This is a genomic window from Afipia sp. GW821-FHT14H12 (assembly GCF_058803465.1).
The window spans coordinates 164,757-184,144 of the sequence record NZ_JBXAOZ010000003.1; the positions used below are offsets into that span (position 1 = coordinate 164,757).

A 19,388-nucleotide genomic window follows, 5' to 3' on the forward strand; every position below is an offset into this window, starting at 1 on the left:
ACATCGGCCTCTAGGCCGCATCTTCGGCGAATACGGATTCCGCCGGCATAGGGAACCCAAAATGAAAAAGCCTCTCCTGCTGCCTGAAGAGCAGCCGCGCAAAGCCCAGCGCGCCGATCGGGCACCCGCCAGTGGTTTTTCCCTGGTCGTAGATGGCCATTACAAAAACGAGTACCCGGATGAAGCGGCGGCGAAAATCGCGGCAACTGAGCTATTGGGTCGATACCCGATGCTGCTAATCGAAATCTATGACGGCGAGAAGCAGACTCGGTCGAAGTTTTCCTGAGTGCTCGTGAATCAGTATGGCAGAAGGCCCTTAAGGACCTCAGCCTGATCGTGCTCGGTGAAGGGCTTTTTCAGAAGAGGCCGCTCCCGATACTGGATCATTTCGATATTTGAAGCCGCGGATGGAACTTCTTGTGAAGCCTCGCATTGGCTTCGAGAATTCGCATGGAGATTGCATGAGAAAGATCATATTCGCAGCCTCGCTTGTTTTAGGTGCTTCGCTCCTTTCGGGTCCAGCGATGGCGATTCCTGCCAGCGGTCCGGCGTCGATGCCGCTGCCAAGCGATACTCAGCAGATTCAGTTCTTTTTCGGTGGAAGAAATTACTGTTGGTATGACGATGGCTGGCACGGCCCTGGGTTCTATTGGTGCGGCTACGCATTCCGCCGGGGACTAGGTTGGGGTGGTGGCGTAGGTTGGCATGGCTGGCACCATCGGGGAGGCGGTCATATTGGCGGACACGGCGGTCGACATCCATCCAGCATGCATAGAGGGTCTCCGGGGCGCGTCGGTGCCGGTGCTGTTACACGCGGATCGCGTAGCGGAAGTGTGAACCGCGGTGCCGTTGGACGTGGCGGCGGGGCTCGTGGCGGTGGAGGTCATAGCGGCGGCGGTCACGGTGGTGGCAGTCACGGCCACCATTAGGTGAGCTTAAATCCTGCGGAGCCCCTGTTACGGCACTCCGATATCGACTCTGAGCAGGGGAGCCGGCAGAAGAGGATTGTTGCCATGGTACTCGCTCAAGGCGAATTCAAAACTTACGATTCAGATCGAGACGTCGTACGGTTCACCATGAAGAATGGAGACGCCGAGGTGCCTTGCGCTATCAGCACTTCGGCGATGGACAATCTCGATTCGCCGACAAAAGTAAGCGAAAGCCAGCGCGAAGCTCAGTTCATGCGATTGCGTCCACGCATCGAGGAGCGAGCCGCGCGGAAGATCCTCGATGCCGAGTTCGAGGGTAAGCCTCCAGGGATTATCCTGCGCAGCATTGATTTTCGGACGTCAGACAAATTGCATGTCGCATAAGAGGTTGGCACGGTGCAGACGTGCACGATTTTATTTCAACAATCGCGATCCTGGTTGACCCGTTTCATATGTTCAGGATGGTTCGGGTGAAATGCACAATCAAAATTCTCCCGCTCCAAACGCTAGAAGCAGGTCATGACCCAACAGGATTCCGGAATGCCTGTGAGGCCTAAAATGAAAATGGAGGTCTATTCACATGCAATCAACAACAATGCCCGGTTCGGGAAGGGCTTCCTGATTGGCGTTAGTACAGGCCTGGCTATCTTCATCGCCAGTGTGATCTTGGCATATGCCTTCGATCTTAATGGAACCCAGCCTATGATCGACGGGCTATTTCAGAAGATCGTGAGTGGGAATTGGCGATCCTGAACGAGCAAGCGCATTTCATTTTCACATTGCGCATGGACATCAGTCCTTCGGTGTTGGTGGCGTAGGACGCCAACAGTGGCCATGCATGGCCTTGATTGCCGAAGTGAGGGCTAACGGCTCGAATTAATTCTCCTCATTTAAGTTGGTTTTGTCCGCAGCATGGGAGTACCGTCCTCGGTATGTCGGAAGACGCTGGGTTTGGCGCACGGTTGCACGGCGTGATTTTTGGACTAAGCGTAGGCTTTTGCCTCGTTGGGATGGCTTTAGCGGTCCGCTGGGGATTTCTTTCCTGAAGCCGTCCTCTTGCCTTTGTCGCTATCGCCAGGTGCGCACACGGGTTACTTGCCTTGGGAAAGTCGGCTGCACACAAGTGTGATCTGGAAGAATCTTTCGCAACGTGGACTGTTCTCATTCACCTCAGCCACGGCAATGCCATGAATACAGTAATTATCAAGACCAGCGTAGCCGGAATAATCACCGGAGGAACAATCCAATCGCCAAGGTGAAACTTTTCTGGCTCAACCATGACTAAATCTCCAAAAGAGAATGGTAGTTGAACAGTGCGCTTCTTCCTAAACTAAAGCGAACTAATTCGACGATCTTAATGAGCTCTCCCGATGTTGTTCCGTGTCGGAACATTCGTGGGCGGACGAATTATGGGCGCCGAAAGTGGAACGGCCTTGCTGGGGTGCTCGTTGTCCAACATGGCAAAAACTTCAGAAACTTTCCGTGAAAATGCAGAGAACTGTTTGGTTCTCGCCGAAACGACCACCGGTCCAGCCGCAGCGCGATATACGCGTATGGCTAAGGCGTGGAATTCCCTGGCCTGTGAGCAAGATTGGCTCGAAGGATACTCGACACAAACCGAGCGTGCGAGCGAGTTGGCCAGAAACGTGATCGACGAGCTGAGTGAACATGGCGCAAGCGGTGCCGCTATCAAGGACCGGAAGAGCCAACTGATAGATGGGCCTACAGAATTTCGAGACGCCCGCGTCGATAATGATAATTAGCCATGAATCGCGAGCACCGCTTTTGTCGGTGGTCAAAGCTTTTATGTTCGGCGTGCAACACCGTCCGTTACACTGGATCGCCGGGCTTTCGCATCATTGGAAACGGGAAGATCGCTCGATGAGATCACTCATGTGGGCTGCGGCATGTACGGTCAGCGGATGATTGGTAAAGCCGGGCCTCGGCGATATGTAACCGGCCGTTCCGCGCGCGAGATCAAGTTGCTGGTCCGATGCAGTGGCGAGTAACGAAATCAACAAATTCTCAAGCGCGATGACCCGCACGCGTAACGCGACTAGATCGGCATTACTTATGTCGGGAGCAGGGATTTTCTGTTCTTCCCGCTTCCCGGGATTTTCACTGAAAGCGGAAAATGATCCTCTGAAAGCTTGCGGAAGATCCCTGATCTAGAAAAGATTTTCCCTGTTAACTTCCTTCGGGAAACATCGAGTAGACCCATGCAATGGAGCTTTCCTATAGGTAGGGCCCCTTTGGCTTGGGCCAAAACTTGCGAATTTGCCTGTAAAATTCCCTGTTAGCAGGCAATTCCAGCGGAGCCCGGTTTGATCAGCACTGCGGCCCCAGCCATCGGCTCTGGAAATCGCTCTGCTTTGGCAAGCACAGCTAGGCTGTCTGTTCTTCTATCTTTGTTTTCAGGATGCTCAGCGTTGATCCGGATATGCCTGCTTGACGGGTTAAAGGTAAGCCAGCAAGCAAAGGGTGTTTGTTGCAATAGCGGTTGCAAGCATGACAACGATCAGCCCTCGGATGCGAGGCGCTTGATCATCTATCCCTGAAAGTCGACTCTCAATCATCAAGCCAAGGAATGAGATTCGGCGACCGGAGTCTCGACGATTGTTTTTGAAAATTGGTCTTGTCAGGAAAGCGATCCCGAGTCCGGGTGTCTCGATTCGCAAGGCTCACGCTTTAAATATCGTAAGACCTAAAATCAGCAATACCAGGAAAATGACCACAAAAACGTAGAACAGGATTCTCGCAATATCAGCGCTCGCAGCTGATACTCCAGTAAAGCCGAGCAATCCGGCTATAATAGATACAACTAAAAAAATCAGTGCCCATTTTAAAATTGACATGATCGTTCCCGTAAAACTGTTCGCAGTAGGCTGGTAGATTTCGGCGAGTTAACCTTTCTTCTGTGTGATGGTTCCGTAAGGAGTTTAGAAGGCGCTCACGGTCCCGCGCGAAATGTCTGCCACTGTGTTTAAATTTCGCGTTGCAGCGAGCCCCTGGTGACGATGCTGCTTGCGATATCAGGAAGCCACGGCAGGCTCGGTTTGACCTAACCGCTTTCGCGTCCCGGAGGTTGGTTGGGCAAACAAGCGAGCGCGAAGCTGTGCTTGCAGGTGCTTCGCGGTGGAAAGTAATGTGGTGATGTCGCCGATGTTCCCTCTGGGCCGCAGCGATGCCTGCCTTTATGATGGCGAAATGTCCCAACCCCCTTTCAATGCTGTGGTGCCTCTCGTCGATGGCCGCCAATCCGAAACTGCGCGTCTGGTGGCGCGGGGTACGTCGCGCTTCCTCGCCTCGCTCGGTTTTTTTTGCGTTGAGGAATTGCCGTTGCCTTCTGGTGGCCGTGCCGATCTAGTGTCGATGAACGCGCAAGGCGATATCTGGATCGTTGAAATCAAATCCTCTCGCGAGGATTTGCGCGCGGACCGAAAATGGCAGATCTACCGGGCACATTGCGACCGGCTGTTTTTTGCTTTTCCAGCTGAATTGCCCTGCGATCTTTTCCCGTCCGATACTGGATTGATCGTAGCCGACGGATACGGCGCCTATCAGCATTGTGAAGCGCCCGAACATCGCCTGTCTGCTCCGACACGCAAGGCGATGATGATTCGTTTCGGGCTGGCTGCCGCAGGGCGGATGAGCCGGTTGATCGACCCGCAGGGGCATAGCATCATCGACGAATAGGATTATCGTCGGTTATTGCAGCTTTTTATTGCTCTCCCGGAAACCTCAGTGAAGCCCAATTGTTTAAGCCGACGACAAATTGTCGGAGGTCGTTATGGGAAATGAACAAAATGGTTCGGGGCAGAAGCTCGCCACTCAAGGAATAGCGCTGGATGAAAAGGCTCAGGAGTAACCGACGGATAAGGCTCGTGCCCAACAAGCGAGCAGGAAGGATCGGGGTAGAGATCCTCCCGGTGAGAAGCAAGCTTCAAGCCCCAAAGATAGCGATGACGATCCACACCACGGCTAATTCAGGATAGCGACCGGAAAACCTTTGGCTCTGGGTCGTGGATCAAGCATTCAGCCTGGCTAAGGGTAGGGTGGAGGCGACAAGGAACTTGCGGAACATGTAAGTGTTCAATGCCCATCATAAAGGAGTGACTCATGGGCATTTTCAGCAAAGACATCAAAACAATGGATGACCTGCTCCTGCATCAACTGCAGGACATCTATTACGCAGAGCATCAGATCACCAAGGCACTTCCGAAGGTGATCGAAAAAGCGACCAATCGCGATCTGGTATCCGGCCTCAAGGCTCATCTGGAAGAAACCTACAAACAGATCGAGCGCCTCGACAAAGTGTTCGCAAAACTCGGCCAGCAACCCAAGGGAACGTCCTGCCCGGCAATCGACGGGATCATCAAGGAGACGGATGAGGTCGCGGGTGAGATAGAGGATAAGGCTGTGCTCGATGCCGCGATCGTTGCGAGTTGTCAGGCGGTCGAGCATTACGAGATTTGCCGATATGGCACGCTCATTGCGTGGGCCGAAAGCGCTGGCCATGATGAAATCGTCCGTCTTCTCACGACAAATCTCAACGAAGAGCATGGCGCCAACACCAAGCTGAATACCGTCGCGATGCGGAAGGGTGTGAACAAGAAGGCCTCTGCGGCTTGACCCTGCAGTTATTCGGGACAGCAGGTTCGCGCGAGCCTGCTGTCCCGAGAGTATAAGGTGGCTTGCAGTTGAGCCGTGCATTAAGTGCGGTTTGATTGCTTTTTTGACTTGGCCCGAGCAGTTTGTTGGCCGCTCAATAGCACCGCGCGGCTGTGATGCGATGGACCTGGCGATCGCCGAGAAGATGGGCCATGAAAGCGGAGGTCTGGAAGATCGCCTTGAACGCTTCATCGCGGATACTGAGCCCGCCGGTATAGGCGCCAAACGAGGGCATCACCGCGCGCAAGCCGTCGCTGGCAAAACATCGGCGCTCAACTGAACGGCCGCGCTGGCTGACCCGCGCCTTTGGATGAAGATGGCCGGCGATCTCGCCGTGCGCCCCCGTCGGTTCATGACGGAAGGTCAGCGGCCCCATTCGTACTTCCTTGGCAACCGTACCACCGATCTCGCGCGGCAAGGCTGGATCGTGATTACCGGCGATCCAGATCCAGTCGCGTCCCGTCTGCAATTTGGTCAGCGTTGCGCGATTAGCCATATCGAGGCGTTGATGCGCGTCGCGGTCATGAAAGCTGTCGCCGAGTGAAATCACTCTGCGCGGATCGTGGCGTGCGATTACCGCACACAGCTTCGCCAGTGTCGCGGCCGTATCGTAAGGCGGCAGCAGCACGCGGCGGGTGGCGAAGCTCGAACCCTTTTCCAGATGCAGATCGGAAACGACGAGCAGACGCTCTTCGGCCCAGAACAGCGCGCCAGACAGATCGGCGATCATGTCGATTCCGGCAATGCGCACGACATTCAGCGCAGCCGATGTAGCTGAAGCAATCGTCATGAATCCCGCGCCATCGCCTCTTTCACGAGTTCCTCGGCGGCTTCCGCCAAGAGTACGTCGGAGGCTTCGCCATAGACCGCCTCGCGTCCGATTTCCAGCATCACCGGCACCGCCAGCGGCGAAACCCGATCAAGTTCCCGATGGGTGATTCGCCACTTGATGCGCGCCAGCATATCGCTGAGACGGCGGATGTCCAAAAGGCCGGTAGCGGCATCGGCGCGGGCGGCGCGCAACAGCACATGATCGGGCTGGTGCTTGCGCAACACGTCGTAAACGAGATCGGTCGAGAACAGTACCTGCCGCCGTGACTTCTCCTCGCCGGCAAAACGGCGCGGGATCAGGCCGGAGATCACCGCGCAGGTGCGGAACGTGCGTTTCATCAGAGCGGATTCGGCGAGCCATGCTTCGAGATCGTCACCCAGCATGTCGGGATCGAACAGCTCATCGAGATCGAGCCTGCCGTTGCGGATCGCGGCCGAGGCATCGCCCAGCATCCACACCGCCAGGGCATATTCGTTGGCGACAAATCCCAGTGGCCGCATGCGCGCGCGCTCCAGCCGCCGCGTCAGCAGCATGCCGAGCGTCTGGTGCGCCAGACGGCCCTCGAACGGATAGCAGACGAGATAATGCTTGTCGGCGCGCGGGAAGGTCTCGACCACAAGCTCGCGCGGTCCGGGGATTTGCGAGAAGGCCGCCTGCAGCGACAGCCACTCGCGCACCTGCTCGGGCAGATGCGACCACGCTGTGCGGTCCGCCAGCAACAGCCGCACGCGCTCGGCAAGGTAGGTCGAGAGCGGAAACTTGCCGCCCATATAGGACGGCACCTTGGCGTCGGCGTCATTGGCGCGAGAGACATAGACCTGATCTTCCATCAGCGCCTCGTAACGCACGATCTCGCCACCGAACACGAAGGTGTCGCCGCTCACAAGTCCCTCGATGAAATATTCCTCGATCTCGCCGAGCAGCCGTCCACCGCGCGCAATTGGTCCGGTCACGCCGCTACCACCACGCCGCGCACGCACGAGACGCACCTTCAGCATCGGCTCCTCGACGATGGTGCCGACATTGAGCCGGTAGCTCTGCCGCACTTTCGGATTGGCGACGCGCCAGCGTCCGGTCTTGTCCTGCCTGATGCGCGCGAAACGCTCGTAGCTTTTCAGCGCGTAGCCGCCGGTGGCGACGAAATCGATCACATCGTCGAAATCGGCACGCGCGATGTCCGCATAGGGCGCGGCGCCGCGAATCTCGTCGTAGAGTTCGTCCGCGAGAAACGGCTCGCCGCAGGCGCGGCCAAGCACATGCTGCGCCAGCACGTCGAGCGCGCCTGCGCGCAGCGGCGGGGTGTCTTGCGCATTCTCTGCCACCGCATCGATGGCGGCGCGGCATTCCAGCACTTCGAAGCGGTTGGCCGGCACCATCACCGCGCGCGATGGCTCATCTAACCTGTGATTGGCACGGCCGATCCGCTGCATCAGGCGCGAGGCGCCTTTCGGCGCGCCGACGTTGATGACGAGGTCGATGTCGCCCCAGTCGATGCCGAGATCGAGCGAGGAAGTGCAGACCACACCGCGCAGTTTGCCAGCCGCCATCGCGTCCTCGACCTTGCGCCGCTGCGCGACATCGAGCGATCCGTGATGCAGGGCGATGGCGAGATTATCGTCGTTGATGCGCCACAGCTCCTGAAACAGCATCTCCGCCTGGGAGCGGGTGTTGACGAACATCAGCGTCGTCTTGTTGGCTTTCACGAGGTCATAGATTTCGTGCAGCGCATGGCGCGCCGAATGCCCGGCCCAAGGCAGGCGCTCGCGTGTGTCGAGCATCTCGACGATCGGCGCCGCTCCGGCATCGGCGATTACGAGATCTGCGGCGCGAACCTCGCTCTGTTTTTGCGGGACCAGAAAACGGCACAGCGATTGCGGATCAGCGACCGTGGCCGAGAGGCCGATGGTCGTCGCCTGTGGCGCGAGCGTCCACAGCCGCGTGAGACCGAGAGCAAGCAGGTCGCCGCGCTTTGAAGTGACCAGCGCATGTAGTTCGTCGAGGACGATGCGCTTGAGCGAGGAAAACATATATGGCGCATCGTCGGACGACAGCAGCAGCGCGAGTTGCTCCGGCGTCGTCAGCATGATGTCGGGCGGGTAGCGGCGTTGCCGCTGGCGGCGCGAGGCGGGCGTGTCGCCGGTGCGGATCTCGACCCGGATCGGCAGATTCATATCGACAATCGGACGCTCGAGGTTGCGCGCGATGTCCACCGCGAGCGCCTTTAGAGGCGAGATGTAGAGGGTGTGGAGGCCTTCACCTTGCCGCACGTCGCGTCCGGTAGAAACCAGCTTGGGGCGTGAGGGTTTGGGCGAGCCCAGTTCCACCAGCGTCGGCAGAAAGCCCGCCAGCGTCTTGCCGGCCCCGGTCGGCGCGATCAGTAGGGCGGAGCGGCCCTCGAAAGCTTTTTCCAACAGCGCGAGCTGATGCACCCGTGGCGCCCAGCCGCGCGCGGCGAACCAGCGCGCGAAACCGTCCGGCAAGCCGGGAAATGATCGATCGTCGGGGAAGGGTGCCGCCACGTGCTCTAGCTAAACACAGCCATGCCCAAGGTCGAGTCCGCTTTGGCGGGGCAGATCGGGCTTGGAACCTTAATCTATGTTGAGAGCGAGGTCCCCGCCGGGCTCGCCTGGCAGGAATAGCCTCCTATATACCGGGCATGCGTTCACCCTCCCTCTTGAAGCCGGTTGCCGCCGGGCTCTGCTGCGAAGGCGGAGGCTTTCATATCGATCCGGTCAGGGCGGTGGAGCGCGCGCTGATTACGCATGGCCATTCCGACCATGCCCGCCCCGGACACCGCGCGGTGCTGGCGACGCAGGAAACGCTCGACATCATGCGGCTACGCTATGGCGATGATTTCGCCGGTTCGACACAGGCGATTTCCTACGGCGAGGAAATCCGGCTCAACGACGTGACCGTGGCCTTCCATCCCGCCGGGCATGTCCTGGGCTCGGCCCAGATCATGGTGACGGATGGACAAACCCGCATTGTCGCATCCGGCGATTATAAAGACGTACCCGACCCGACCTGCGCGCCGTTCGAGATCGTGCCTTGTGATATTTTCATCACGGAGGCGACCTTCGGCCTGCCTATCTTCCGCCATGGCGATGCAGAGGGCGAAATACGCAAGCTGCTGGATTCAGTCGCGTTGTTTCCGGAGCGCGCGCATCTGGTCGGCGCTTATTCGCTCGGCAAGGCGCAACGGATCATCGCGCTGTTACGCAAGGCCGGCCATACCGCGCCGATCTATCTGCACGGTGCGATGGAAAAGATCACGCGCTATTATGAGAGCCGTGGCATCGCGCTTGGCGACCTGCGGCCGGTGAAGGGCGTGAAGAAGGCCGATCTTGCCGGCACCATTACGCTGGCGCCGCCATCGGCCATTACCGACATTTGGACGCGCCGCTTCCCGGATCCTGTTGCGGCCTTCGCTTCGGGCTGGATGCGCACGCGCGCCCGTGCGCGGCAGAAGGGCATCGAACTGCCGCTGGTGATTTCCGATCATGCCGACTGGAATGGCCTCACCGCCACGATTGCCGCGACAGGCGCGGGTGAAGTCTGGGTTACCCACGGGCAGGAAGATGCCCTGGTGCATTGGTGCAAGGCCAAAGGCTTGAAAGCGCGGCCGCTCGATCTCGTCGGCTACGGCGATGAGGACGAATCTTCGACGATGGGGGAAGGCGAACGGCCATGAACCGCTTCGCGCATCTGCTCAATCGGCTGGCCTATGAGCCCGGCCGCAATAACAAGCTGCGACTGATCGTGAATTATTTCCGCGAGGTCGAAGATCCCGATCGCGGCTATGCGCTTGCGGCGCTCACCGGCGCCTTGTCGTTTCGACATGCCAAGCCGGGACTGATCCGCGACCTGATTGCGGCGCGCACCGATCCGGTGCTGTTCGATCTGTCCTACGATTATGTTGGCGACCTGTCGGAAACCGTCGCGCTGATGTGGCCGATGCCGGAACGCGGCGGCGCCGGTCACAACCAGCCACCACCGACATTGAGTGATGTCGTCACGACCTTTCATACGCTCGGAAAGACCGAGATCCCCGCTCAACTCGTCCGGTGGCTCGACCAACTCGACGAGACCGGGCGCTGGGCGCTCTTGAAGCTCGTCACCGGGAGCTTGCGCATCGGCGTCTCCGCGCGTCTGGCCAAGACCGCCGCGGCCGCGCTCGGCGACAAGGACCCGCATGAGATCGAACTGATCTGGCCCGGCCTCGTCCCGCCATATCTCGATCTGTTCGCCTGGCTGGAGGGCCGCGCCGACAAGCCGGTCAATCGCGATCCCGCGCCGTTTCGCCCGGTGATGCTGGCGCACGCGGTGGAGGATGCCGATTTTGCCGCGCTTGATCCTGCCGACTTCATCGCCGAATGGAAATGGGACGGCATCCGGGTGCAGGCGGTGAGTGGCCGCGATGAGGATGGCGAGATCGTCACGCGGCTTTATTCGCGCAGCGGGGAGGACATCACCAGGAGTTTTCCGGATTTGTTGCCTGCGCTGCGCCTGCCGGGCGCGATCGACGGCGAATTGCTGGTGCTGCGCGCGGGCCGTGTGCAGAGTTTCAACGTGCTGCAGCAAAGGCTCAACCGCAAAAGCGTGACGCCGAAGCTGATGAAGGATTATCCGATCCATCTGCGCGCCTACGATCTGTTGGCGGACGACGAAAACGATCTTCGCGAATTGTCATTTGCTGAGCGGCGCGAACATCTGGAATCGTTCATCGCGCGACTGGACGACCCGCGAATCGATCTGTCGCCGTGTGTCTCCTTTTCGACATGGCCCGAGCTGATGGCCGCCCGCGCCGATCCGTCGAGCGCGGGTGCGGGCGATGATGCAGATGCGGTGGAGGGCGTGATGTTGAAGCGCCGCGACGCGCTCTATCTGCCGGGCCGCCCCAAAGGCCAATGGTGGAAATGGAAGCGCGACCCGCACATCATCGATGCCGTGCTGATGTATGCGCAGCGCGGCCATGGCAAGCGTTCGTCTTATTATTCGGATTACACGTTCGGCGTCTGGACGGAAGGTGAGGAGGGCGAGCAGCTCGTGCCGGTAGGTAAGGCCTATTTCGGCTTCACCGATGAGGAGCTGATCCAGATCGACCGTTTCGTCCGCCGTAACACCACGGAAAAATTCGGCCCCGTGCGTCACGTGGTGCACGAGCAGGATAAAGGCCTCGTGCTGGAAGTGGCGTTCGAAGGGCTGGCGCGCTCACCGCGCCACAAGTCCGGCGTGGCCATGCGTTTCCCGCGCATCAACCGGCTGCGCTGGGACAAGCCGCCCGGCGAAGCTGACAGGCTGGAGACGCTTGAACGGATGCTGAAACCTGTGTCGGCTTCGGCTGGAGTTTGATGCGTGTTACGAAACTAGCGCGATTCGTTTGGATCCCGGTGGATGGGGTCGATCCATAATACCGTCTCTGGCTTCTCGACGGGTTCGATGTCGAGATTGATCGCAACAGCTTCACCGTCGCTTCGGACCAAAACGCATTCCAGTACTTCGTCGGTGCTGGCGTTGATCTCTTGATGAGGTACGTAAGGCGGCACAAAAATAAAATCACCCGAATTGGCTTCGGCCGTAAACTGAAGATGTTCGCCCCAACGCATCCGCGCCTTGCCTTTTACCACGTAGATGATGCTCTCTAAATGGCCATGGTGGTGCGCTCCGGTCTTGGCATCGGGTTTGATGGTGACGGTGCCAGCCCATAATTTTTGTGCACCGGCGCGCGCGAAATTAATTGCAGCCTTGCGGTCCATTCCGGGAGTGGACGGAACGTTCGGGTCGAGCTGATTGCCGGGAATGACCCGCACGCCGTCGTGCTTCCAGCGATCATGGTCGTGAGAATGGGAGTGATCGTGTTCGGACATGCTTATTCCCGCCTTGAATTGTCGTGTCAGTGATCGAGCTGACGACACTTTATTCCAAATAAGCCTTAGGTGGCTTTTTCCTTGTGATGGATATACTCAAACGCCAGCTTAAGGTCGCTGACAAAATGCGCGTATTCGCGAGCCTTGGCGTCAGCATCGGGCAGCCGCAACAGATAGGACGGATGCACCGTCACCAGCGCCTTGGTATCTTCAGTCAAGTCCAGCAAGTGGCCGCGGTTTTTCCCGATCGGTGTGACCTTGCCGAAGACGCATTGCGCGGCTGTGGCTCCCATCGCGACCACCAGAGCAGGCTTCACCGCTAGAAGCTCGCGCTCGTACTATTGCCGGCAGGCTCTGATTTCGGATGTGTTCGGTTTTTGATGCAGACGGACTTTTCCGCGTAGGACGAATTTGAAATGCTTCACTGCATTGGTGATGTAGACCTTGTTGCGCGGAATTTTGGCTTCGTCCAAACCACGAGCCAGAACCTGACCCGCGGGGCCGACAAACGGCTTGCCAGCCAGGTCTTCCTTGTCGCCCGGCTGCTCGCCGACCAGCATGATGGGCGCATGAGCCGCGCCTTCGCCGAACACGGTTTGCGTGGCGTCCTTGTAAAGAGGGCAGGCCCGACAATGGGCGGCTTCCTCGCGCAAATCCGCAAGGCTCTCTGTTCCGAAAAGGTCGGGGTCGAGGTCGCGGGCAGCGTGGCGCATGGGTTCTCTCTCCGGCCTTCTGAAGTTCAATCAAGAGAGCCGCGGCAAGTTTCCGCGTCAAAAGTCAGAACCTCATTGGTTCTGTTGATGAAAATATGGCTCCGAGACTCTGGTTGACTCGCTGGGGCTAGGCAGGATTATATTAGAACATAACGTGAACATAACGGCTGGTCCGTCGTTAGAGGAAAACGAAGGGCTGCCTCGATCTCTGGGAGCGGCGCATGACCGGCGCGCGTACGCTTGCGTCCTTGCGGGACGCGATCCGCCATCTTGAAGCGCAGACCATGCCGCAGCAGGTCGAGCGCGTGGCACTCGGCCATGCCAGTGCGGATGCGACGCTGCAGGGCGGCCTGCTGCGCGGCGCGCTGCATGAGGTGTTCGCGACCGAGACCCGGCAGTCGGCTTCTGCGACCGGTTTTGCCGCAGGTCTGGTTCAGTGTCTGGCGAGCCATCGGCCGATTTTTTGGGTGCAGCAGGATTTCGCGGAAGCCGAAGCCGGTGCCTTGTCGATGAACGGGTTTGCCGAACTGGGTCTTGATCCGTGCCGTTTGGTGCTGGTGCGGGTGCTAAATGCGGAAACCGCGCTGAAGGTCACCGCCGATGCGCTGGCCTGCGACGCACTCGGTGCGGTGGTGTGTGAACTGTGGGGCGAAACGAAAACATTCGATCTCACCGCCAGCCGGCGGCTGACACTGGCGGCCCAATCGTCCGGCGTATCCTGCGTGCTGCTTTGTACATCGAGCCAGCCTGTTAGCAGCACGGCTGAGACGCGATGGGTGGTGCGGGCCGCGCGCTCGCTTCCTGGACCGGAATGGAACGCCTGGGGCGAGCCGATGCTCGATGCAGAACTTGTCCGCAATCGTCATGGGCAGCTAGGCCGATGGATCATGGAGTGGAATTGTGACGAGCGTATCTTCCGTGAACCGGCGACGTATTCTCAGCCTTTGGTTGCCGCGCCTGCCGACCGACCGCATCAAACGCCGGCTCGCGCAGGAGGATCGATCGCGCGCTTGCGACGGACTGGATGACGCGTTTTTCCGCAGACCTTGGATCATTGCGGACAGGCAGCATAACGCGCTGCAGATCGTCGCCATGAATGATGCGGCGGCGGCCATCGGGCTTGAGATCGGCATGCCGGCTGCCAATGCACGGGCGATCTGTCCCGACATCGAGGTGTTCGATGCCGATGCAGGAGCGGATGCGCAGGCTCTCGCTCATATCGCGGACTGGTGCGATCGCTTCACGCCGCTTGTCGCGCTCGATCCGCCTTATGGGCTGTTTCTCGACATCAGCGGTTGCGCGCATCTGTTCGGCGGCGAAGCCAAGATGCTGGCGCTGGTGTGCGATTCACTGACGCGGCAAGGGTTCGTCGTCAATGCGGCGATTGCCGGAACGTCGGCTTGCGCGCGGGCGCTGACGCGCGCAGTGCGCGGCCGGATCGTGCCGGAAGGGCAAGAGTCTGCAGCTGTTGAGAACTTGCCTGTGTTCGCGCTCGGCGCGGAGGATGCCATCACACGCGGATTGCGCCGTGCCGGGCTGAAGACTATTGGCGACGTTGCCTCTCGTGAGCCCCGCGAGATCGCCGCGCGGTTCGGCAAGGCGTTCACGGATGTGTTGCGGGAAGTGCTCGGGCAATCCGATGCGCCGATCAGTCCGCGCCGGCCTCCGCCTGATTTTATGGTGGAGAGGCATTTTGCCGAGCCGGTTGCGACCGAAGATACGATTTCCGCGACCGTATCGGGCTTGGCGCAAAAACTCGTGGTTGCGATGGAGCAACAAGGCAAGGGCGCCAGACGGCTGGAGGCCAGTTTCTTTCGTGTCGATGGCGTGGTGCGGACCATCGCAGTCGATGCAGGGCAGCCGGTCACGCGTGCTGGCCTGATCGATCGCCTGTTTTGGGAACGGTTTGATGTGCTGGCCGACCCGCTCGATCCAGGTTTCGGATTCGATCTCATCCGTCTGTCCGCAAGTCGTGTCGAGGCTGTGGTGCAGGAGCAGCGCGATCTCGATGCGCGGACGCAGGACAATGACGAGATGGCGGCATTGATCGATCGCCTTGCGGCCCGTCTCGGCGGACAGCGGATCATGATCTACCTGCCGCAGGATACGCACATTCCCGAACGCGCTGCCCGGGCTATGCCGGCGCAGGTTTATCTGCCGAAGGCCTTATCCGCGCAATGGCCGCGACGCTGCGAGAGCGAACCGCCGTTGCGGCCATTGCGGATGTTCGAAAGGCCCGAGGAAATCAAGGTCACAGCGGCGTCCGTTCCGGATGGTCCGCCACCTCGTTTTACATGGCGGCGTGCGACCCATGCGGTCGTGCGGGCGGAAGGGCCAGAACGCATTGCGATGGAGTGGTGGAAGAACGAGACATCTGTCCTCACACGCGATTATTTTCGTGTCGAGGACACGGAAGGCCTGCGTTTCTGGATCTATCGCGATGGTCTCTACGGAAGCGAGTCTGTCGATGACAAAGGCGAGCGTATCGACCCTAAATGGTACGTCCATGGGGTGTTCGCATGAAGGTCACCGATTATGCGGAAATCGGCATCACCACCAATTTTTCGTTTCTGCGCGGAGGGTCTCAGCCACAGGAATATGTGCATCAGGCCAGCGAACACCGGCTGCCGGTGATCGGCATCGCCGACCGCAATACCTTGGCTGGCGTTGTGCGTGCCTATAGCGAGCTTGCAAACCATGAGGTCAAATACAAGCCCAGACTCCTGATCGGTGCGCGCCTCGTCTTCACCGACGGAACGCCGGACATTCTGGTCTATCCGCGCGACCGCGCCGCCTATGGTCGCCTCTGCCAGTTGCTGTCGCACGGGAAGCTGCAAGCGGAGAAGGGCGAGTGCCTTCTCACGCTCGATGATCTTCTGGATTTTTCCGAGGGGCAATTGCTGGTTCTGACGTTGCCGCATCGGTTTGAAACGGCGGTTGCGTTGAAGGTGCTCGGCCGGCTGAAGCAAAGCCGCGCCGATGGAGTCTGGCTGGCTGCAAGCTTGCTGTATCGTGGCGACGATAGGCGGCGCCTCTCCCGTCTGTACCTGATCGCAGCGACGGGACGCGTGCCGCTGCTCGCGACCAACGATGTGCTGTATCATCACCCGGCGCGCCGTCCGCTGCAGGACGTGCTGACCTGCATCCTCGAAAAGACCACGATCCACGCCATCGGCAAAAAGCTGCAGGCTAATGCCGAGCGACATATGAAGCCCGGCTACGAGATGGTGCGGCTTTTCCGCGATCTGCCGGAGGCGGTCGCGGAGACCATGCGGTTCGCGGATCGCATCACTTTCGCTCTCGACGAATTGAAATATCAATATCCCGATGAGCCCGTGCCGCTTGGCAAGACGGCACAAGAACATCTCACGGATCTCGTTAACGCAGGAATCCAGTCTTATTTTCCCAGCGGCATCGACGAAAAATTGCAAGCAACCATTGAGAAGGAACTGCGCCTGATCGAGAAACTCGGTTATGCGCATTACTTCCTGACGGTGCATGACATCGTTCAGTATGCCCGCTCGCAGAACATTCTGTGCCAGGGGCGCGGGTCGGCGGCGAATTCCGCCGTCTGCTACATGCTCGGCATCACCTCGGTGAATCCCGCCGAAACCGATGTGCTGTTCGAGCGGTTCATCTCCGAGAAGCGGTTGGAGCCGCCCGACATCGATGTCGATTTCGAGCATTCCCGCCGCGAAGAGGTGATGCAGTATGTCTACCGGCGTTATGGCCGCCATCGCGCGGCGATTGTCGCGACTGTCATTCATTACCGGCCGCGCAGCGCCATTCGGGATGTCGGCAAGGCGCTCGGGCTGACGGAAGACGTCACCGCTGCGTTGGCCGATACGGTGTGGGGAAGCTGGGGCATGGGCGTCAGCGACATGCAGATCAGGCAGGCAGGCTTCGATCCGCAGAACGGAATGATCCGTCGCGCCGTCGAGCTTGCCACCGAGCTGATCGAATTTCCACGCCACCTGTCCCAGCATGTCGGCGGCTATGTCCTGACGCAGGATAGTCTCAATACCTACGTGCCGATCGGTAATGCCGCGATGGAAGACCGCACCTTCATCGAGTGGGATAAGGACGACATCGATACGTTGAAGATGATGAAGGTCGATGTGCTGGCGCTCGGCATGTTGACCTGCATCCGCAAGTGCTTCGATCTGGTCGCGGATCATAAAGGGAAGCGCTATCAGCTTTCGGACATCAATGCGGAAAAGGATGATAGCGGCCCGGTGTTCGAAATGCTGTGCCGTGGCGAGTCACTCGGCGTGTTTCAGGTCGAGAGCCGCGCGCAGATGAATATGCTGCCGCGCCTGAAGCCGCGAACCTTCTACGATCTTGTTATCGAGGTCGCGATCGTCCGGCCCGGCCCGATCCAAGGCAATATGGTGCATCCGTATCTGAAGCGGCGGCAGATGAAGCCGGAAGAGATCGAATATCCTTATCCGAAGAGCGGCAACAAGAATGAACTGAAGGACGTGCTGTGCAAGACGCTCGGCGTTCCGCTATTTCAAGAGCAGGCCATGCGCATCGCCATGGCGGCGGCGGAATTCACGCCCGAGGAAGCCAATGGTTTGCGGCGTGCGATGGCGACGTTCCGCAACGTCGGCACCATGCCGAAATTTGAGAAACGCATGGTCGGCCGCATGATTAAGCGCGGCTACGATCCCGCATTTGCGCAAAGCTGCTTCGATCAGATCAAGGGTTTCGGCAGCTACGGCTTTCCTGAAAGTCACGCCGCGGCTTTCGCCCAGCTCGTCTATGTGTCCGCTTGGCTGAAATGTTTCCATCCCGATGCTTTTGCCTGCGGTCTTTTGAACTCGCAGCCGATGGGATTTTATGCGCCGGCACAGATCGTCGGGGATGCGCGCCAGAACGGCGTCGAGGTCCGTGAGATTGATGTGTCTCACAGCTTTTCACAGAACACTCTGGGAGAGCGAAGCGGCAAATACCACGTGCTGCACCTCGGCTTCCGGCAGATCGATGGATTCAAATGCGCCGATCCGGATGAGGAGAGGTGGCGCCGGATACAAGGCAAGACAAAATCGGAGGACTGGGGCGAGGCGATCGTCGCGGCGCGGTTGAGGCAGTCATTCACATCACTGGAGGATTTCGCGCGGGAGACTAAGTTGCCGAAACGTGCGCTGATCCTCTTGGCTGATGCCGATGCCTTCCGTTCGCTTGGACTGGATCGCCGCAGGGCGCTGTGGACCATTCGCCGCCTGCCGGACAATGTGTCGCTGCCGCTTTTTCAATCGACGGCTGCTCGCGAACAGCCTGACGAAGACAGCGCTCCGTTGCCGCAGATGCCGCTGCCGGAAGAAGTGGTAGCCGATTATCAGACCATACGGTTGTCCTTGAAGGGGCATCCGATGGAATTCCTGCGCGCGACATTCACGAAGCAGGGGATTGTTTCCTGTGCGGCCATTGCCCATGAGAATGATAAACGGCGCGTGCGCTGTGCGGGCGTTGTGCTGGTGCGTCAGCGGCCGGGCAGTTCCAAAGGCGTTGTGTTCATGACGCTGGAGGATGAAACCGGAATTGCCAACATTGTGGTCTGGCCGAAAGTGATGGAGAAATTCCGCAAGGAAGTGATGGGTGCGCGGTTGATCGAGGTTGAGGGCTTCATCCAGAGTAGCCCGGACCGGGTGGTTCATCTGATTGCAGATCGTTTGTTCGACCGTACGTCCGATCTGATCGGACTCTCCAACGACGCTTTACGTCCATATCTGCAAGCGCAGAATTCTGCTGAAGGGGAGCAGAAGTTGATTTCTTCGGCTTCAGCCAAAGCCCGTCACCCGCGCCAGGTACGGATTCTTCCTGCTTCCCGGGACTTCCATTGAACCCGCAAAATGGTCCCCGAAAAGTTGCAGAAATCCCCTGATTTGGAGAAGGGTTTTCTCTGCAAATTTCCTTCGGGCAGCTTCAGATTCTTCCGCATGAGCTGAACCTTGTGCTGCATCGTGACGAAGGCGAATGCACTGTATTTCCATCGCTTGGATCGCGCAGGAGACACGGCCCCGAATGGGCCGCGCGTTTCCAGGCTGAGACATGCGCTCGACTACAAATCAGCATTTTGAGCAGCACGTCTTCGTATCATAGCGACGCGCCATCGGGGTTTGATCTGAATTTTACCCATAGCCGTTCGAATATCGAATTATCAGTCGTGGCTCCTCATCCCGATTTAATTGCGATCTTCTGTCTCAACATCCAGAAAAGCCGCTGAGGCATGCAGCTTGCGTCGGATATTGACTTCCCCATTTGTTGTACTCAGAATTTAATACGACGTTTCAATATGTAGAACGTGCATGAGGTTCTTTTGAAACCCAAAGCTCTTCAAGGACTGCCGCGTGATCCTTCATCTAAAATTGTT

The 19,388-nt window shown here is 58.7% G+C and carries 15 protein-coding genes and 1 pseudogene; 11 read left to right on the top strand and 5 right to left on the bottom strand.

The genetic code is table 11. The features are described from left to right. Nucleotides 1-61: 61 nt before the first annotated feature. The 4 genes from AC1RNA_RS15290 (at nt 62) to AC1RNA_RS15305 (ending at nt 2,692) form a co-directional block, all read left to right on the top strand. Complete coding sequence (locus tag AC1RNA_RS15290) at nt 62-286, top strand: hypothetical protein (RefSeq protein WP_009340566.1); 225 nt, start codon at nt 62-64, stop codon at nt 284-286. Between the two features lie 727 nt (nt 287-1,013). Beyond that, a complete protein-coding gene (locus AC1RNA_RS15295; protein ID WP_492951642.1) occupies nt 1,014-1,313 on the top strand; it encodes a DUF1488 family protein in 300 nt (99 codons plus the stop codon). 135 nt (nt 1,314-1,448) lie between these two features. Continuing rightward, nucleotides 1,449-1,682 (top strand): hypothetical protein, encoded by a 234-nt coding sequence (locus tag AC1RNA_RS15300; protein WP_244469106.1) that lies wholly within the window; start codon nt 1,449-1,451, stop codon nt 1,680-1,682. Between the two features lie 617 nt (nt 1,683-2,299). Continuing rightward, complete coding sequence (locus tag AC1RNA_RS15305) at nt 2,300-2,692, top strand: hypothetical protein (protein ID WP_492951643.1); 393 nt, start codon at nt 2,300-2,302, stop codon at nt 2,690-2,692. 918 nt (nt 2,693-3,610) lie between these two features. On the opposite strand, the gene AC1RNA_RS15310 is transcribed toward AC1RNA_RS15305, so the two are convergent. Then, nucleotides 3,611-3,784 carry a DUF1328 domain-containing protein gene (locus AC1RNA_RS15310; protein WP_040298549.1) on the bottom strand — a complete coding sequence of 58 codons (174 nt, stop codon included), beginning with the start codon at nt 3,782-3,784 and terminating at the stop codon, nt 3,611-3,613. A gap of 352 nt (nt 3,785-4,136) precedes the next feature. Here AC1RNA_RS15310 and AC1RNA_RS15315 point away from each other — a divergent pair, with 352 nt between their 5' ends. Next, complete coding sequence (locus AC1RNA_RS15315; protein ID WP_492951686.1) at nt 4,137-4,625, top strand: MmcB family DNA repair protein; 489 nt, start codon at nt 4,137-4,139, stop codon at nt 4,623-4,625. 423 nt (nt 4,626-5,048) lie between these two features. Then, on the top strand, nt 5,049-5,561 hold the full coding sequence (locus AC1RNA_RS15320) for a YciE/YciF ferroxidase family protein (RefSeq protein ID WP_009340571.1): 513 nt from the start codon (nt 5,049-5,051) through the stop codon (nt 5,559-5,561). A 133-nt stretch (nt 5,562-5,694) separates the two neighbouring features. On the opposite strand, the gene pdeM is transcribed toward AC1RNA_RS15320, so the two are convergent. Together pdeM and AC1RNA_RS15330 are read right to left on the bottom strand one after the other, a co-directional pair. Beyond that, a complete protein-coding gene (gene pdeM, locus AC1RNA_RS15325) occupies nt 5,695-6,390 on the bottom strand; it encodes a ligase-associated DNA damage response endonuclease PdeM (RefSeq protein ID WP_009340572.1) in 696 nt (231 codons plus the stop codon). Beyond that, nucleotides 6,387-8,951: a ligase-associated DNA damage response DEXH box helicase gene (locus AC1RNA_RS15330; RefSeq protein ID WP_492951644.1), complete on the bottom strand. Its 2,565-nt coding sequence runs from the start codon at nt 8,949-8,951 to the stop codon at nt 6,387-6,389. The genes pdeM and AC1RNA_RS15330 overlap by 4 nt, the downstream gene beginning before the upstream one ends. A gap of 137 nt (nt 8,952-9,088) precedes the next feature. Here AC1RNA_RS15330 and AC1RNA_RS15335 point away from each other — a divergent pair, with 137 nt between their 5' ends. Continuing rightward, nucleotides 9,089-10,123: a ligase-associated DNA damage response exonuclease gene (locus AC1RNA_RS15335; RefSeq protein ID WP_492951645.1), complete on the top strand. Its 1,035-nt coding sequence runs from the start codon at nt 9,089-9,091 to the stop codon at nt 10,121-10,123. Beyond that, on the top strand, nt 10,120-11,784 hold the full coding sequence (locus tag AC1RNA_RS15340) for a cisplatin damage response ATP-dependent DNA ligase (RefSeq protein ID WP_492951646.1): 1,665 nt from the start codon (nt 10,120-10,122) through the stop codon (nt 11,782-11,784). Before AC1RNA_RS15335 ends, AC1RNA_RS15340 begins: the two co-directional genes overlap by 4 nt. Before the next feature lie 14 nt (nt 11,785-11,798). Here AC1RNA_RS15340 and AC1RNA_RS15345 read toward each other — a convergent pair whose 3' ends face one another. Together AC1RNA_RS15345 and AC1RNA_RS15350 are read right to left on the bottom strand one after the other, a co-directional pair. Next, complete coding sequence (locus AC1RNA_RS15345; protein ID WP_492951647.1) at nt 11,799-12,299, bottom strand: cupin domain-containing protein; 501 nt, start codon at nt 12,297-12,299, stop codon at nt 11,799-11,801. Nucleotides 12,300-12,364: 65 nt separating this feature from the next. Beyond that, nucleotides 12,365-12,967: pseudogene (locus AC1RNA_RS15350) on the bottom strand (UdgX family uracil-DNA binding protein); the annotation flags it as partial. A 266-nt stretch (nt 12,968-13,233) separates the two neighbouring features. On the opposite strand from AC1RNA_RS15350, the gene AC1RNA_RS15355 reads away from it, so the two are divergent. Genes AC1RNA_RS15355 through AC1RNA_RS15365 form a run of 3 tightly spaced genes read left to right on the top strand, consistent with a single transcriptional unit; the run spans nt 13,234 to nt 18,858 of the window. After that, complete coding sequence (locus AC1RNA_RS15355; protein ID WP_492951648.1) at nt 13,234-14,040, top strand: ImuA family protein; 807 nt, start codon at nt 13,234-13,236, stop codon at nt 14,038-14,040. Next, nucleotides 13,931-15,535 (top strand): Y-family DNA polymerase, encoded by a 1,605-nt coding sequence (locus AC1RNA_RS15360; RefSeq protein ID WP_492951687.1) that lies wholly within the window; start codon nt 13,931-13,933, stop codon nt 15,533-15,535. The genes AC1RNA_RS15355 and AC1RNA_RS15360 overlap by 110 nt, the downstream gene beginning before the upstream one ends. Next, nucleotides 15,532-18,858, top strand: a complete 3,327-nt coding sequence (locus tag AC1RNA_RS15365; RefSeq protein WP_492951649.1) for an error-prone DNA polymerase — start codon at nt 15,532-15,534, stop codon at nt 18,856-18,858. Before AC1RNA_RS15360 ends, AC1RNA_RS15365 begins: the two co-directional genes overlap by 4 nt. Nucleotides 18,859-19,388: the final 530 nt, after the last annotated feature.